The sequence below is a fragment of the uncultured Hymenobacter sp. genome (assembly GCF_964242765.1).
In the GTDB taxonomy this organism is placed as follows: domain Bacteria; phylum Bacteroidota; class Bacteroidia; order Cytophagales; family Hymenobacteraceae; genus Hymenobacter.
The window spans coordinates 20,507-36,279 of sequence record NZ_CAXTBM010000010.1 but is presented as its reverse complement, the minus strand read 5'-3'; the positions used below and the strand labels follow the sequence as shown (position 1 = coordinate 36,279).

The 15,773-nt window shown below is 54.2% G+C and carries 14 protein-coding genes; 6 read left to right on the top strand and 8 right to left on the bottom strand.

All coding sequences use genetic code 11. From position 1 onward, the window contains the following. Window positions 1-30: 30 nt before the first annotated feature. Together ACFE7X_RS05960 and ACFE7X_RS05955 are read left to right on the top strand one after the other, a co-directional pair. Window positions 31-648 carry a biopolymer transporter ExbD gene (locus tag ACFE7X_RS05960; RefSeq protein WP_375434753.1) on the top strand — a complete coding sequence of 206 codons (618 nt, stop codon included), beginning with the start codon at window positions 31-33 and terminating at the stop codon, window positions 646-648. A gap of 99 nt (window positions 649-747) precedes the next feature. Next, the gene (locus ACFE7X_RS05955) at window positions 748-1,638 is read left to right on the top strand and encodes a DUF2911 domain-containing protein (protein WP_375434752.1); all 891 of its coding nucleotides are present in this window, start codon (window positions 748-750) and stop codon (window positions 1,636-1,638) included. A 131-nt stretch (window positions 1,639-1,769) separates the two neighbouring features. On the opposite strand, the gene ACFE7X_RS05950 is transcribed toward ACFE7X_RS05955, so the two are convergent. The 4 genes from ACFE7X_RS05950 to ACFE7X_RS05935 all read right to left on the bottom strand — a co-directional run bounded on the left by ACFE7X_RS05950 (window position 1,770) and on the right by ACFE7X_RS05935 (window position 7,933). After that, on the bottom strand, window positions 1,770-3,482 hold the full coding sequence (locus ACFE7X_RS05950) for a sodium:solute symporter (RefSeq protein ID WP_375434751.1): 1,713 nt from the start codon (window positions 3,480-3,482) through the stop codon (window positions 1,770-1,772). Beyond that, window positions 3,479-3,610, bottom strand: coding sequence for a hypothetical protein (locus ACFE7X_RS05945; protein WP_375434750.1), 132 nt, complete (start codon window positions 3,608-3,610; stop codon window positions 3,479-3,481). Before ACFE7X_RS05945 ends, ACFE7X_RS05950 begins: the two co-directional genes overlap by 4 nt. Before the next feature lie 186 nt (window positions 3,611-3,796). Beyond that, on the bottom strand, window positions 3,797-6,493 hold the full coding sequence (locus tag ACFE7X_RS05940) for a PIG-L family deacetylase (protein WP_375434749.1): 2,697 nt from the start codon (window positions 6,491-6,493) through the stop codon (window positions 3,797-3,799). 240 nt (window positions 6,494-6,733) lie between these two features. Then, window positions 6,734-7,933, bottom strand: coding sequence for a T9SS type A sorting domain-containing protein (locus ACFE7X_RS05935; RefSeq protein ID WP_375434748.1), 1,200 nt, complete (start codon window positions 7,931-7,933; stop codon window positions 6,734-6,736). A 422-nt stretch (window positions 7,934-8,355) separates the two neighbouring features. Here ACFE7X_RS05935 and ACFE7X_RS05930 point away from each other — a divergent pair, with 422 nt between their 5' ends. Then, a complete protein-coding gene (locus ACFE7X_RS05930) occupies window positions 8,356-9,990 on the top strand; it encodes a S8 family peptidase (protein WP_375434747.1) in 1,635 nt (544 codons plus the stop codon). An 89-nt stretch (window positions 9,991-10,079) separates the two neighbouring features. On the opposite strand, the gene ACFE7X_RS05925 is transcribed toward ACFE7X_RS05930, so the two are convergent. Together ACFE7X_RS05925 and ACFE7X_RS05920 are read right to left on the bottom strand one after the other, a co-directional pair. Further along, complete coding sequence (locus ACFE7X_RS05925) at window positions 10,080-10,478, bottom strand: DUF805 domain-containing protein (protein WP_375434746.1); 399 nt, start codon at window positions 10,476-10,478, stop codon at window positions 10,080-10,082. Window positions 10,479-11,110: 632 nt separating this feature from the next. Continuing rightward, window positions 11,111-11,899 carry a DUF3667 domain-containing protein gene (locus ACFE7X_RS05920; protein WP_375434745.1) on the bottom strand — a complete coding sequence of 263 codons (789 nt, stop codon included), beginning with the start codon at window positions 11,897-11,899 and terminating at the stop codon, window positions 11,111-11,113. A gap of 100 nt (window positions 11,900-11,999) precedes the next feature. Between ACFE7X_RS05920 and ACFE7X_RS05915 the strand changes: the two genes are divergently transcribed. Together ACFE7X_RS05915 and ACFE7X_RS05910 are read left to right on the top strand one after the other, a co-directional pair. Further along, complete coding sequence (locus ACFE7X_RS05915; protein ID WP_375434744.1) at window positions 12,000-12,827, top strand: MOSC domain-containing protein; 828 nt, start codon at window positions 12,000-12,002, stop codon at window positions 12,825-12,827. Between the two features lie 101 nt (window positions 12,828-12,928). Beyond that, window positions 12,929-13,600, top strand: coding sequence for a DUF2461 domain-containing protein (locus ACFE7X_RS05910; protein ID WP_375434743.1), 672 nt, complete (start codon window positions 12,929-12,931; stop codon window positions 13,598-13,600). Between the two features lie 123 nt (window positions 13,601-13,723). Here the strand turns inward: ACFE7X_RS05910 and ACFE7X_RS05905 are convergent, their stop codons facing one another. Next, window positions 13,724-14,347 carry a deoxynucleoside kinase gene (locus tag ACFE7X_RS05905; protein WP_375434742.1) on the bottom strand — a complete coding sequence of 208 codons (624 nt, stop codon included), beginning with the start codon at window positions 14,345-14,347 and terminating at the stop codon, window positions 13,724-13,726. Between the two features lie 144 nt (window positions 14,348-14,491). Here ACFE7X_RS05905 and ACFE7X_RS05900 point away from each other — a divergent pair, with 144 nt between their 5' ends. Continuing rightward, complete coding sequence (locus ACFE7X_RS05900) at window positions 14,492-14,980, top strand: hypothetical protein (RefSeq protein WP_375434741.1); 489 nt, start codon at window positions 14,492-14,494, stop codon at window positions 14,978-14,980. Between the two features lie 33 nt (window positions 14,981-15,013). Here the strand turns inward: ACFE7X_RS05900 and ACFE7X_RS05895 are convergent, their stop codons facing one another. Beyond that, window positions 15,014-15,700: a hypothetical protein gene (locus ACFE7X_RS05895; RefSeq protein WP_375434740.1), complete on the bottom strand. Its 687-nt coding sequence runs from the start codon at window positions 15,698-15,700 to the stop codon at window positions 15,014-15,016. Between the last annotated feature and the right edge of the window lie 73 nt (window positions 15,701-15,773).

Sequence of the window (15,773 nt, the reverse complement as noted above, 5' to 3'; positions counted from 1 at the left end):
TTGATTCTATCAAGCTAGTAACCTACCTCCATGGTTTCCATCCTTACGCAGCCCCGCCGGCGCCAGATTCACCGTCGCAACTTGTCGATTCCAGAGGTATGGCCACTGGCGATAGTGGTAGTTGTGCTCTTTCGCTGTTGTCTAGCTATTACCCCTTTGAAGCATATGGGGCCTGATGTTGACCTACCCACTTCTTCTGGTATTACCTGCCTGCCTGATATGCGTCGCTATGTTATCACCATTAGTAAAGACAACAAACTTTTCTTTGACGTCGAAGATGAGTTGTATCGGACCATAGTTATTGAGCAGGTAGCATTGCTTCATAGCATTCGATTCACCCTCCCGCAACAGCAGGAACTGCACCGGCTGCCATACCTAGCCATAGATATGCGCAGACTCCCAGAATACTTTTCCTCTTCCCGAACACAACGCTATGCGCTTCTCGAGACGGGTATACCAGCTGAGCAGTTAGAAGAATACATAGATGCTACTCGTCGTGTGTACCTGGAACGTGCTGGTTTGCAAAGCTTCTGCTTTATTCAGGCGGATAAGAAAACTCCTTTTGCCAACGTCCGCCCTATCATTCAACTCTTACAGAAACGCAACATCAACCGCTTCTACCTACGAACTACTAGGGAGGAAAGGTGATATTTTGATTGTTGTGCTTTGCCTAACTACACTGAAACCCGCGCTCCAACGCGGGTTTTATTACTTTTAACCAAGAATCAATTCCATTTCCCCCTTTTCATGAAAGCACTTCTCTCACTCACCGCTGGTCTGGCCCTACTCGCCGCTATTCCACAAGTAACTCACGCTCAGATTGCTACTCCTGCTGCCAGCCCCAAAAGCACTATTCAGCAGCGTGTAGGCCTCACCGATATTACCATCACTTATTCGCGCCCAAGCGCTAAAGGCCGCACCATTTTCGGCGATTCTACCACCAAAGCCGTGGTGGCTTATGGCAAGCGGTGGCGCACGGGCGCTAACTCCACTACCACCATCAAGTTCTCGGACGATGTAACCGTGGAAGGCAAAAAAGTGCCAGCCGGCGAATATGGTTTGTACACCGTACCGGGCCAAGCAACGTGGTCGGTGGTGCTAAGCAAGAACACCAAACAAGGGGCTGATGTAGCCGGCTTTAAGGCCGCCGACAACGTGGCGAGCTTCACCGTGAAGCCTTACAAAACCACCACCAAAGTGGAAACCTTCACCATCAACTTCTCTGACCTGACCCCAGCCACGGCCAGTGTAGATATGCTGTGGGAAACCACTGGTGCCAAATTCAAAGTAACCTCGGAAGTGGATACCAAGGTAATGGCCCAAATCGACGAAAAAGTAGTGAAAAACGCTACTCCTACCGCCAACGACCTCGCCGCTGCCGCCGTCTACTACCACGACAACAACAAGGACCTGAAGCAGGCTCTGACTTGGATACAGAAAGCCAACGAAAAGGACCCTAAGTTCTGGAACGTGCACACGGAAGCTAAAATCCGAATGAAAATGAAGGATTATAAAGGGGCTACCGCCGCCGCCGAGCAGTCCAAGAAATTAGCCCTGGCTTCTACCCCACCAAACACCGACTACGCTAAAATGAACGAGGACCTGATGGCAGAAGCCAAAAAGCCCGCAGCAAAGTAAGCACTTGCTATTCTCCTGCGCGACAGCAAGCAAGAGACTAAGCCAACCATCGAAAACGCTCTCTGCTATATAGCAGAGAGCGTTTTTGCTTTATGCTTTTTCTTACAGCACCCGGCACTGTGTGACCTACATCAGGCTCCTTGATTCTGAAGCAAACCAGGTCTGGGGGTGAAACTTTGATAGCAGGCAGCTAACAGCATCACCAATCCGCACCCAATGATGTTGAACCAGAGGTAGCCAATAGCAGTCAGCCAGAACAGTAGCAGCACAATAATCTCGGCGAGAATAGCGGCCCAAAATACCGCCTTCCCACCGATAGATTTCATAAAGAACGCCACCACAAAAATGCCGAGAATGGTGCCGTAAAAGAGCGAGCCAAGGATGTTGACGGCTTGGATCAGGTTTTCAAGCCGGGCAGCAAACGTGGCAAAGCCAATGCCGAGTACGCCCCACACAATGGTTGCCCAACGAGAGGCACGCACGCAGTGCTCCCCACTCAGGTGCGGGCGACTAGGGCGGTACAAGTCCACAACAGTAGTGGAAGCCAGCGCATTAAGACCAGACGCCGCCGAACCCATGGCCGCCGACAGCACCACCGCAATCAGCAAGCCTACAAGGCCCTGCGGCAAATACCGCAGCACGAAAGTCAGGAACACGTAGTCGGTGTCCTTGGCTTCTGCCGAGGGAGCCGCTTTTTTCAGCAGCGCCTGTGCCTCGGTGCGCAGGGTACGGGTGGCCTCGTTGGACGCTTGCACTTGCGTTTGAGCGGCCACTATTTGGCTGGCATTATGGGTGCGCAACGCTTCTACCAGTTGAGTGTTGGCTGCTCGTTTCGCCTCGAATAATTGGCTGTGCCTCCCTTCCAATGCGCGGAGCGCAGGACCGTGTTCCGCCGATTGGGTTACTTGGTCGTGGACGGGACGGTTGAAGGTGAGCGGGGGCGCGTTGAACTGATAGAACACAAAGAGCAACACCCCAATAAGCAAGATACCGAACTGCATAGGCACTTTCACGAGGCCGTTCATGAGCAAGCCGAGGCGGCTTTCCGTGATGTCGCGGCCGGCTAAGTAGCGCTGCACCTGGCTTTGGTCGGTGCCGAAGTACGAGAGGGCCAGAAACAAGCCGCCCGTCATACCCGACCAGAAGTTGTACCGGTCGTTGGGGTCGAAGTGGAAATCGACGAGGTTGAGTTTGCCTTGGTTCCCGGCTACTTGCATGGCCTCGGTGAAGCCGATACCGGCGGGCAGATAATGCACCAGCAGGTAACCCGCCACCACCATGCCCGTGAAAATAACGCCCACCTGCCACTGCTGCGTGACGGCCACAGCTTGCGTGCCGCCGGCCACTGTGTAGAAAATCATCAATCCGCCAATCAACCAGACCGTCAGGTTGATATTCCAGCCCAAAATAGCCGACAGCACCAAGGCCGGCGCATACAGCGAAAGACCATTGCTAAGGCCTCGCTGCACCAAAAACAACAGAGCCGCCAGCGTGCGGGTGCGCCTATCGAAGCGCCCTTCCAAGTATTCGTAGGCCGTAAACACCTGGAGCCGCTGGTAAATTGGGACGGCGAATACCGCAATCAGCACCATGGCCAGTGGCAGGCCGAAGTAGAACTGAATGAAGCGCATGCCATCGTCGTAGGCCTGGCCGGGCGTACTAAGAAAGGTGATGGCCGAGGCCTGCGTGGCAATGATGCTTAGCCCGATACCCCACCATTGCGCCTGCCGGTCGCCGAGCAGATAAGAATCCATGGTTTGACCCGCGCGGCGCGTGCGCCAGGTGCCGTAGCCTACAATAAAGAGCAGCGTACCACCCAACACCAGCCAGTCGAGTAAGCTCATGAACCGAAAAGCTGGGTGAGATACGTGAAAAGCCCTATTTCTATTGCCAGCGCACTCAGCACCACCCAATACCAGGCACGCCAAGAAGGCAACAGCGGAGGCTTTTCACTTTCGGATTGGGCGGGCATAGGGGTGGAGCGTGGGATCAATGAAATTCTATTCCTCTTAATCTGCCGGCCCTGCTGAGGTTGCGAAGGATACATTGCTCGCAGTGCCATTGCCGAGCAACAATGCTTGTAGGAAAAGTTGCTTCGCAACCTCAGCAGGACCGGCAGATTAAGAAGTAACACGAGGTACTCAGTACTTTTACAGTCTTACTTACCCAATGACACCATATTTGTCAAAAGGCGGTACGCACCGGGCACACCGGCGGGCAGTTCCCTGAAAAACGAGAGGCCGGTGTAGATATAATGGCCTTTGCCGTAGTCGGCGACCAGGATGGCGCTTTCCTTGGCGGACTCGTTGGGGTCGTGGCTGCTGATGACGGTCTGGTACTTGGCATCCCACTGCGAGGGATAATAGAGGCCTTGTTCCTGCACCCAGCCTTCAAAATCCTTGGCAATTATCTTGTTGGGAGTGGTAAGCAAGGGCTGCTGCGGCTTGAGAAACGTAACGGCGGCGTTTTCCACCGCTACCCGGTCGTTGGAGAGCGTGAGCGAATACGGCCCTATCTGGGGCATAACGGTGCCGCGGTTTACCACGTACTGCACCACCATGTTGCCGCCGTTTTCCACGTAGCGCAGTAGCGTTGGCTGTAGCGTCTTAAGCTTATCTACGGTGTTATAGGCCCGCACACCCAACACCACCGCATCGAAGCGGCGCAGGTTCTGGTCGGTGATGTCCTCGGGTTTGAGCAGTGTAACGGTGTAGCCAATCTGGCGCAGGGCGTCGGGCACCTCGTCGCCAGCGCCCATCAGGTAGCCGATTTCCTGTCCCTTGCGCTTGAGGTCCAGCTTCACGAGCGGGGCCACGGCTTCGGGAAAAAGCGTCTGGGTAGGAATGTGGTTGTACGCTATGGCTTGGTAGCCGCGCGAATACGATTGTCCATCCACGGTAGCCACGGCGCGCAGTTCATTTTTGCCCTCGGCCGCGCCCGCGCCGGGCTGCACCCGGAACTGTACCGTTAACTCGGCGTCTTTGCTGGCGAGGTCGAACGGAATACTGGCGGGCTCGGCTTTCCAGCCGTTGGGCAGCGCGAGGGCTACCGTACCCTTCACGCCTGCTTTGCCTGCTCGCAAGGTCACAGGCACCGTCTTAAACTGAGTATCGGCAAAGACATAAGCCCGACCGGCTATGTTCACGGCCACGGGCGGCACCACGGCCAGTGGGCGGTACTTCTCGCCTTCCACCGGGTCGGTGCTTTTGTACTGGACGGGAACTGCGTAAAATAGCGGTGTGCCCAGCACCTCTACCTGAAAACCCACATAAGCCGACACCGGATTTTCGGGTAATCCAATTAGGTTTTGTTGGTTGACTAGCAACATAGAGTTACGGTCACGTACTCGTTGCCGGTTTTTCTCACCTCCTCCCCCATCATTCAAGTACACGGGAGGCACTGCTACCACGTTCGGCAATTGGGCTGTTCCAGAGGCAGTACTTCCTTTAGCCAGCAACAGCTCTTCTGGCACTCGGTACATACCCACAGTGCCTACTTCGCGCAGCCAATACGGTTGCGAGTTTGTTAGCTCAGGAGCTAACCGCACAGGCAACCGCAGATTAACTATCTTTTCAGGAGCCAAGGTTAGCCCTAAGGTAGTATCACGGCCAAACCCCAGCGCCCCAGCGCCGCGCACTAGCACCGGGATTGACGAGCGGCTTAGCAGATCCAGACGTAACGTTACGGCTTGGCCTGGTGCGGCGGTGGGCTCCGAAGCGGTAGCTTCCATATATAGGCCTAAGCAAGCCCGAATCGACTCCTCTATTTGTTCCTGCTTGGTCTTAACCCAGAAGTACTCTGGCACCATATGGTACGCTTTCGAACCGCCCAGCGTTTTCGCATTTTGGTCGAGCTTCAGGATTTCGGCCCGCACTTTCAGCAGCGCCGCCACACTCGCCGACGGATTCGCCGCGTCATACTTGCGAATTACCTCCTCGATTAGCTTGCCCACGGCCGCCCCGCCGGGCACGCGGTTCCAGGTCATGTCCACGCCCTCGAAGGGGTCTTTGGCGGCCTTCTCGCCTTTCACCTGCTGCAAGTATTCCAACGCTTCGCCACGGGTGGCAGACGAACCAAAGCCCTGGCTTTTGTGCTGCGAGCGGCTGCGGGCGGCAATTTCGCCGTAGCTCTGGCCGAGCAGCGGGTTGTAGCCGCCCGCGTCGAGCTTGAGGTAGCCGCTCATGTCTTCGCCCGCCTTCACGAAGAAGCTGCCGGTGTTCCAGTAGAGGCGCTTGGGCTGCCATACTTGCACGTACTTCAGCTGCTCGGGGAAGCGCTTGGGGTTGCCAGCCGCATCGAACGCCTCGGCGGCCAGGATGGCGGAAGCGGTGTGGTGGCCGTGGCCGGCACGACTGTCGGGTGGGAAACGGGTGATGAGTACGTCGGGGCGGCGCTGCCGGATCACCCAGACCATGTCGGCAAGCACCTGCTCTTTGTCCCAGATGGTGAAAGTTTCCTCGGCGGTTTTCGAGAAGCCAAAGTCGTTGGCGCGGGTGAAAAACTGACGGCCGCCATCAATACGGCGAGCCGCGAGCAACTCCTGCGTCCGAATGACGCCGAGTTGCTCGCGCAGTTCCGGACCGATAAGGTTTTGGCCACCGTCGCCGCGGGTACAACTCAGGTAACCGGTTTCCAGCAGCCGGCCGTTGGCGAGGTAGGCGATGAGGCGCGTGTTCTCGTCGTCGGGGTGAGCGGCCATGTAAAGAACCGAGCCCAGCACGTTAAGCTTTTTGAGGCCTAGTAGAATTTCCGACGAAGAATAGGTTTTGGGCGCTTGAGCGAAAGCAACCGAGGCCGGCAGCAGTGGCAGTGCCGCCAGCAGCACGGCAGCACAGAAAGAACGTAGGCGCATCATGAAGAAAAGTGAAAGCAAGAGCGGTAAAGATACAGGCCGACACGGCAGATTGCCTTCCGCCGTAACCCACCACAACGTGAGGCGCCGGTTTCAGGTCACTACACCAAGTAGTTTGCAACCAACGAAGCCCCTCTTCCCGGCGCACACCCAGGATAACGCCCCAGGCCGACGAGCATAAGGCAAACCATTGCACAAAAAAAGTCCTCCCACGGGGAGGACTTTTCTGTTTGGCAAGGCCAACTATTCCTTCAACAGCTTAAGTGCTTGCTGTTCGCCGTTCAAACTTAGGCGTAAGTGATACAAGCCTTTTGGCAAGCTGCTCAGTTCCGGCAGCTGAACTTGGCTGGTGCCCGCATCCAGGAGTAAAGGCTGATTGAACACCGTGCGTCCTAGCATGTCCGTTACTACAACGGTGCCGGAGCGGGTACTTTCCTGCGCAGGTAGCGTCAGCGTCACCTCGCTGCTGAACGGATTGGGAGCAGCTATGAGGGCCGCCAATGCCCCTGCTTTACCGAAACTAATTACCTGAGGGCCATATATTCCCTCTTTACCATCGAAGTCTATCTGCCGCAAACGATAGTAACGTACGCCAGTCTTTCCATCCTCATTATCCACATACGTGTAGGTGCGGCGGCTCATTTCACTTCCCTCGGTCTGGCTCGGCACGAAGCCCAACGCCCGAAAGGTGCGGGCGTCTGTGGATACTTGCACTTCATAACCGCGGCTATTCGATTCAGAAGCTGTTTCCCAGCTCAGTAGTGTATTAGCACCCTGACGCTTCGCATCGAAACGGGTGAGCGTAACGGGTAGAGGGCGTGGACAGCTTGCAGTAGAAGGATCTACACGCGTATCACCCTGCGTAATAGTAAAGAAGGCAACATAGTTCGCCCCGTTATTGCTATAATAATTCGTACCAGTACCGCAACCCTGATAATCCGATTCTATGTAGACCTCAATAACATAACTTCCTGGCTGCTGGCCTCTTACTAAGTCTACATTACCTTGATCATAAACCCATATTTGGTCACCATTTCCTATATCTCTCCCAAAAGGCAAGCCTAGATCACAGATCGGCGTGCCAGCCCGATTGCCAGCCGGATAGACCAGATATTTTATCCTAGCATTAATAACATCACAACCGCCATTTTTGTACGTTTTTGCTTCAGCCCCCTTCAGTATGAAGGTTTCATCCGTACTGAAAGAGCCGAAATTCAAGCCGGTAAAATCTGTGTTAGGTGTATCAGTTTGAGGATTTAGGTCATAAAAAATAGAACGCGTATTTTTGGCATTAAGAATAATAAAGGCTTGGTTGATACCCGAATCAGCCAGCAGCTTATGAGGAAGGAACACGGCAGACAGCAGCAGGAAAACCAGCCAAGTTTTGCGACTGAGCCCAGTTGTGGGGAAATGCGGTGAGGGTGCGAGTAAAGTCGTTTTCATAGAAAAATGGTAGAGAATGGAACAGGCAAATGAAATAACAGCAGCTTAGTCTTCGCAGCAGGTGGCTGATGGACGGCAGAATGAATCGGATACTAGAGTTTCTTCAAGGCTCTTCCCACGCTCACCCCAACGCCATTAAAACGAGCAGAACCCTATTTGCTATTGGTTCAGTGCTGCAAACTTACACAAAATCGGTTCTTGTATTACATTTCTATGAAATAGTTGAAGAATACAAGAGCCTAGGATAGTACTATATCCTCTTTGGCTCTCTTGCTAGATTGGGCACTATTATGCGTCTCTTTTAAGACGCACTGCGTCTTTAATTCGGAATTTGTTTCCCTACTTCAACAGCAAAGCTGAATTATGCGAGCCAAATTTTGTTGTGGTCCGTACGTCCGCTTTCCCACTGCTTATCTTTTCTAATGTCCTTTTTATTTTCTTCTCGGCTGCACGGTCTTGGCTTGGCCTGGTTGCTACCCCTGGTTGGTCTGGCTCAGAACCCCACTCCTGCTGCTTTGCCGGCCGTTCCCATCCAACAGTGGTTTCACCTCGACCCAACCACCGATAAAGTGCTAGGCGTCAGTGCCAAACGCACGTACGAGGAATTGCTGAAAAACCGGACTTCCACGCCGGTAGTGGTAGCCGTTATTGATGCCGGCATCGACACGGCCCATGCGGATCTGAAACGGGTGTTGTGGACCAACCCGCGCGAAATAGCCGGCAACAGCCAAGACGACGACCAAAACGGCTACGTCGATGATGTGCGGGGGTGGAACTTCCTGGGTGGTAAAGACGGGCGCAACGTGGACGTGGAAACCTACGAGGACACACGTTTGCTGGCCAAGCTTAAGCCGCTCTATGAAGGCAAAACGCGCACAGCCGTTCCCGTGGCCAAGCGCGCCGAGTACGACCTTTATCAGAAGGTGAAGCGCAGCCAGTCCACCAAGATAACCGAGAACACCACTCAGTATCAGTCGCTCAGCGAAAACTACAAGCTAACCGAAGCCGGCGCCGAAAACCTGCGCCAGGCGCTGAACGTGCCCCGCCTCGACACGGCCACGCTACGCCTCGCCAAGCCCACCGATCCAAGTTTGTTACGGGCCACTCTTAGCCTCGATGCCAACCTGCGGTCTGCGGGTTACCCTGACCTCGAAACCGTGCTCAAGGATATGAAGGAAGGCATGGACCAAAGCAAAAACTTGCTCGATTTCAGCCTTAACCCTGCTTTCAACCCGCGGGCTACCATCGTCGGCGACGACCCTACCAACGTAGCAGACCGCTCGTATGGCAACCGTGATACGCACGGCCCCGACCCGTCCCACGGCACCCACGTAGCCGGCATTATCGGCGCCGACCGCACCAACAACTTGGGCATTTTAGGCCTTGCCGACAACGTACGCCTAATGGCGGTGCGGGCCGTACCCAACGGCGATGAGCGCGACAAAGACGTAGCCAATGCCATCCGCTACGCCGTCGACAACGGAGCCAGCATCATCAACATGAGCTTCGGCAAATACTACTCGCCTCAGCGCGAGGCAGTGGAAGAAGCTATTCGCTATGCCGAAAAGAAAGGCGTGCTGTTAGTGCACTCGGCGGGCAACGAAAGCCAGGATATTGATACGGAAGTGGAATTCCCGTCGCCGGTCTACCTCAACGGCAAGCGCATTCCCAACATGATAACTGTGGGGGCCAGTACTCGTCTCAACGACAACCACATGGTAGCCGAGTTTTCCAACTACGGCAAAAAGAACGTGGATGTATTTGCTCCCGGCAACCAAATTTATTCTACGCTGCCCGGTCAGGAGTACGGCAACAAAAGCGGCACCAGCATGGCCTCGCCGGTGGTAGTTGGCATTGCCGCGGTGCTGAAATCGTACTTCCCCAAGCTTACGGCAGAAGATATGAAGCGTATCATTCTGCAATCGGCAGTGGTATACCACACCAAAGTGCTGAAGCCCGGTACCAACAAAGAAATTGATTTCGCCGAATTATCGAACACTGGCGGCCTGGTGAACCTCTACCAAGCCGTACAGCTAGCTGCTCGCCAAACCCCGTAAGCTGCCCTAGCTAGTATCACAAAGAAGCCCGGCGTAACTCTTGTTACGCCGGGCTTCTTTGTGATACTAGCTACGCTAAGCACGATGCGCTACAAACGGGCTCGATTTAAAATATCGAGGCGGAATCCACCCAAAGCCAACGGTGGCATTGCTAAACGTGGATACGGCAATGGAACCGGGCCCCACTGATTCTCGACCGTCTTACTAGGCAATAGTAAAAGCACCAACAACGGCGGCAGATTCAAGACCGGCACAACCAGTGCCAAGGCGTACCAGCCACTCAGGCCGAGGTCGTGGAAGCGGCGCACAGCCAGCAAAGCCGCCGAACCTGTGCAAACAACAATAAGCAACGCCACCAATCCTGAATGCAGCCAGTTTGTAGTACCAACAGGAGGATGAACCAGTTCCAGTGGAATCAAGACCATTACCAGTTGAATCCCATAACCAAATCGACATAGTCGGCCCTGAAGGAAGGTTAACTGCTGCATAATTTAGGATAGTGTTAGAAATTTATCATTCGAGTCAATCACGAGTGCCAGCTACTTCCAAAAGCTAAGCCACTTCAGCTTACTCTGTGCTTCGGAACTCCCAATATAGAAATTAAGAATCTAATTGCAATGGTACTTTTTAAGCTTTCCAATATTGATACTTATGCTGCATTTACTTAAAAAATGCAGCAAAAAGCCGAGCTATCCAAATGCAGATTTTGCTGCCTCATGGGATAAGCTCACCAGATAGTAACCATTCAACGGTAACTGCGCAGTCAATTTACAAGGTATACACGCTATTGACAGGTGTTTGCAGATAGGCTATCGGGTGAAAATCTTTCTACTGCCCAAGTACTTTATACATGTTAGTGGTATAGGCCTTTGCTCACTACCAGCTTTTCATACGTGTTGCCCTCTATCAATGCTAATTAGTGTTTTTACTATTCCCCTTATAATTTTATCTTATTTCCAGATAAACAAAGAAGCATCACTTATCTAGAAAGAGGCAATATCAATGATGAGGTTAGCGTTGCTGGTCAACTATTCTCCCGTTTTGGTACGTAGCAAGCATCTCGTTTCTGGATTTGGGTGATTTTTCTGGCTGCAAAGACAGGGTAATACGCTAGCGGAAGCTACCTCATCAGGTGGCCGAACACGTACCATCGAAACACAATTGTATTCAGGATATAACTACCCGCCGCGCTCAGTACTACAGTCAGCAAGGCGCGCCAGCTTGCCCCCGCCCAACTCAGGCCCAACCCGTTCCGCCCAATCAGGGAGAGGTAAAGCAGAACGACAAATACCTGCACGGCAGGTGCAACACTTGTGGTAGCCAATACCTTGTACTGCATAGCCCACAAAACAAACCAAATTAAAGCCAGGTAAAGGTTGAAAGCAGAACCAACGACAACGTGCACGAAAAACGACTCGGCATAATTGAGTTTTCGGTTGCGGTATATCAACCACGTAAAAAACGAGTACATAGGTAGCGCCAATAGCAACCACCAAACGTTGTAGTACTTACCTAAGTAGTTGAAGTAGTTGACCATGCGTGCTAGCTGATCAGCGGGCATTCGGCCTGTGAAGCGGCGTTGCATTTCCGCTCCGGTGGCTTCGTAGTAATGAAGCAGCGCGGCAGCGGCAGTAGCTAAGCCCACAACCAAAAGCAGAAACTGAAAAGGATTGAAGTACCGCTTGCGCCGCCCCGCCAGGTAGTCGGCCACCAAGCGGCCAGGGTGGAACAGTAGTTGTGGCACGTAGCCCACAATAGTGTTGTCGGCGTGGGTGAAGACGTGAACCAGCTCATGAACTACGTGGCCTACCGTAAGCCGGTGTGGCTGCCGCTGCCCGCACTGCGGACAAAACGAGCCGGATAGCAGCGGATGGGTACAATTCAAGCAGCGGGCAGTGGAATCAGACATGGCGAGCAAACAGCAAGGGCTATATGCAAGTAACTGAATTCTTGGTCGGCCAACAATAACTGGTGGCTGCCGACCGCGCCGCGCCTCTTACCTTCGTGGTATGATCGATTCTTTAGTTTTACAAGACCTCTATATCTACCCGGTTAAGTCGTTGGGCGGCATTCAACTCACCGAAGCAACCACTGAGCAGCGCGGCCTTCGCCACGACCGGCGCTGGCTGCTCGTTGATGAGCGCAACCAGTTTATGACGCAGCGGCAAACCCCGGCTATGGCGCTGCTGCGCGTGGCTCCGGCCTACAATGGTTTTCTGCTCACGCACGCCCAGCGTCCCGATTTGCTGCCGCTTTACATTCCGTTCGAGGCTACGCCAGAGCGAACCTTGTTCGTGACCATCTGGGACGATATGGTGTTCGGTTGGCGCGGCTCCCGCGAGGCCGACGAGTGGTTGAGCGAAGCGCTAGGCCGAGTGTGCAAGCTGATTTATATGTCGGATATGGTGCGGCGCGATGTGGAGCCAGATTGGAATCCGGAAGGCCAGCTCGTGAGCTTTGCCGACCAATACCCGTTTCTGCTGATTGGCCAAAACTCACTCGATGATCTGAATTCTCGCCTCACTGACCCCGTATCGATGGACCGGTTTCGGCCCAACCTCGTGTTCAGTGGCGGCGCAGCTTTCAGTGAGGATACGTGGGCACAGTTTCGGGTTGGGGAAGTAACCTTCCGGGCCGTGCGGTCCTGCGCACGGTGCGTCATGACTACGGTAGATCAACAAACCGCTCTACGAAGCCCCGCCAGCGAACCACTACGCACACTGGCCACCTACCGCACCATCGACAAGAAAGTGATGTTCGGGCAAAACGTAACGACCACCGAAAGAGGCTTACTCCGTGTTGGTAGTGTGGTGGAGGTGCTTAGCCTGAAGCCGTGAAATCGTGAAAAAGTGAAGCTAAGGGTTTGCCTGTCTCAGCCGCAAGGTTTGCGCAAACAGCGCCCAAGATTCACTATCTCCTAAGTTCATTACTCCACTTCATGGACCGCACTTTTTTACTTAGCTTCCTGCGCCACCTGGCGGCAAACAACCACAAGGCCTGGATGGACGAAAACCGCTCAGCTTACCACCAGGCTCGGGCTATTTTTGCGGCGCTGGTGCAGGAGGTGCTAGCCGGGCTACAGGAGTTCGAGCCAGATCTGCGTGCGCTTACGCCTACCGACGTTATGTTTCGCATCAACAAAAACGACCGTTCGCAGCGCGACCCAGAGCCGTACAAGCGGCGCATGGGGGCAGGTATGAAACGCGGCGGCCGACACGCACCCTGGGCCGGGTATTTTCTGGCCGTGCAGCCTGAAGGCCAGACCTGGATGGGCGCCGGCATCTGGAAACCTGACACAGCTAGCCTAACCCGGATACGGCAAGAAATTCATTACAACGGCGCCGAGTTTCAAGCGCTGCGTGAGGACCCAGAGCTTCAGCGCTATTTTCCGGCGGGCCTGCAAGGGGAGCGGCTGCAACGCCCGCCCCGCAGCTACAACCAGCAAACCCCCGACTTGGAATGGCTGCGCCTAAAGGAATTCCGCGTCTCGCAACCCTTCCCCGACAGCGAGGTGCTACGCCCCGATTTTGTGGCTCGCGTGGTTGCGGGCCTGCATACCACGCAGCCGCTCGTGCAGTTCCTCAACCAAGCTATCGGTGCCGAACACTGAACTACTTGGCACGATTCAGCCCAAGGGCTGCCTTCATGCCACAGCTTTATAAAGTACCCTTCTAGCAAGTCCAGACAGGTCGTCATATTCACCTGACGACCTGTTTGTTTGTTGCCTTACCCCTTAGAACAAGCCAAACAGGGTGCTGTTGATTCGCTCGATGATGGTGCCGAGGTCTTCGGGATTCTGCACGTAGTCGAGGTGGTTGACATCAATAATGAGCAGCTTGCCATGCTTGTAGTTGGCTATCCACTGCTCGTAGTGCCCGTTCAGGTTTTTGAGGTACTCAATCTTTATGTTGTTTTCGTAGTCGCGGTTGCGCTTCTGAATTTGATTGATAAGCCGGGGCAAATCGGCACGCAAATACAGGAGCAGATCTGGTGGACGCACCATGTTAATCATCGACTCGAACAAGCCCAGATAATTCCGATAATCCCGCTCGGTCATCAGCCGCGAATCGTGCAGGTTGGCAGCAAAAATGTGCGCATCCTCATAGATGGTGCGGTCCTGAATGACGCCCTTGCCCGCGGCTTGCAACTCCTTGATGCGCTGCGTCTGCTGAAAACGGCTGTTTAGGAAATATACCTGCAAATGGAAGGCCCAGCGGGGCATATCGTCATAGAAATCCTTGAGGTAAGGATTGTGGTCGACGTCTTCCAGAAATACTTCCCAGTTGAAATGGTGGGCCAGCTTGTTGGCTAGCGTGGTTTTGCCAGCTCCAATGTTGCCGACGATGGCAATGTGCATACAAGTGAAGAAAGAATGCGTGGCCGGCCGCCGTGGCTCAGCCCAAACAACAAAAGTACAGAATCCAGTAGCTAGACCCGCACCCCTTTTTTTCATATTAATTCTTTTCTATATTAACAAAAGAGTTCAGCCAGCGCGCCTCCAATGTCCGTTCCTCTGTTTCCCGCCCAGCCCGAATTAGCCGTAGCTCATTCTTGGTTTCCAGGTCCTGATGCGCAGGATATGGGGCTGGTGCTGGATGTGCACGGCGCTCCACTGCTTCAGCAATTTTACTACCCAACCGAGCAGTTGCTTTACGTGCAATGGTTTGGTAATCTCACCGCCGAGTCGGTGGTGACTGGAGCCCGCGCCGCACTCCAAACGCAGGAGAAGCTACGGTTTCCTTTACTGCTCAACGATAAGCACGACGCTACCGGCGACTGGAGCGAGGCCCTGGAATGGTTGGAATTCGAGTGGCTGCCCCAAGCTCATACCTTAGGACTCCGGGCCTTTGCCTACGTTTTTGCTCCAGACCTGAGCAACCAGCTGGCCTCGCTAGACTTTGTAGCCCGCTCCAGCCAACTGTTGTCTATTCAGGTTTTCTATGATACCGCTACCGCCCGCACTTGGCTGCAAACGCATCTGCCGCAGTGAAATAAGCCTCCGAAACGCAATTGCAACTCGGCCTTACTTGTCAATAACTTCTTTAGCGTCCCGAGCGGCTTCGAGGGTGCGAAATTCGCCCTGCCAGGAACGGATCCGCACCCGGTCTTCTAAAGGAAGCTGCTCGCGTACTTGTTCGTAACGAGTGTTCAAATTTGCAAGTACGGCGGCGGCTTTGCTCCAATCGGCGGCAGTCCAGTCGCGGCGCTGCTCACGAGTAGAACCAATAAAGCGGGCGTACAGGTCAGGCAATTCGGTGGCGCGGGCGCGGCTCAACACCACTTTTTCACCTAGCAAACGGTCCTGGGTTTGCTGTGCGGTTTCAGGGCGGCGCGCCTTGGAATCAAGGCTATCCTGTTTGGCGGCCCAATCTTCGTAGCGTTTCTTTTGGTCGCCGTATTCGCGCTTGCCTTGCGCCGAGAGGCTGTCTACGCTGCGGTCGATGCGCTTGCTCTGGCGCTCGAACTCGGACGTGAGACGCGGCATTTCGCGGCGGACATCCGCTTCGGCACGGTCCAGCTTATCACTCACCCAATCACTGAAAACGCGCAAATCCCGCTCTACCCCGGCGGCGGTTTGGGAAGTGGTCGTTTTTTGCGTTGCTGGCTTTTGCGTAGCCGGCTTTTGAGTAGTCGTTTGCTGGGCTTGGGTGGTAGAGGCCAAGGCAAGCGTAGCTAACAGGAGCGACAGGGGAAAAGCGAGACGTTTCATAGGGAACAGGTAAGGGAATTGACCTATCAACGGTCGAGAACTAGTTGGTTATACGTCGGCTTGGCAATTTCCG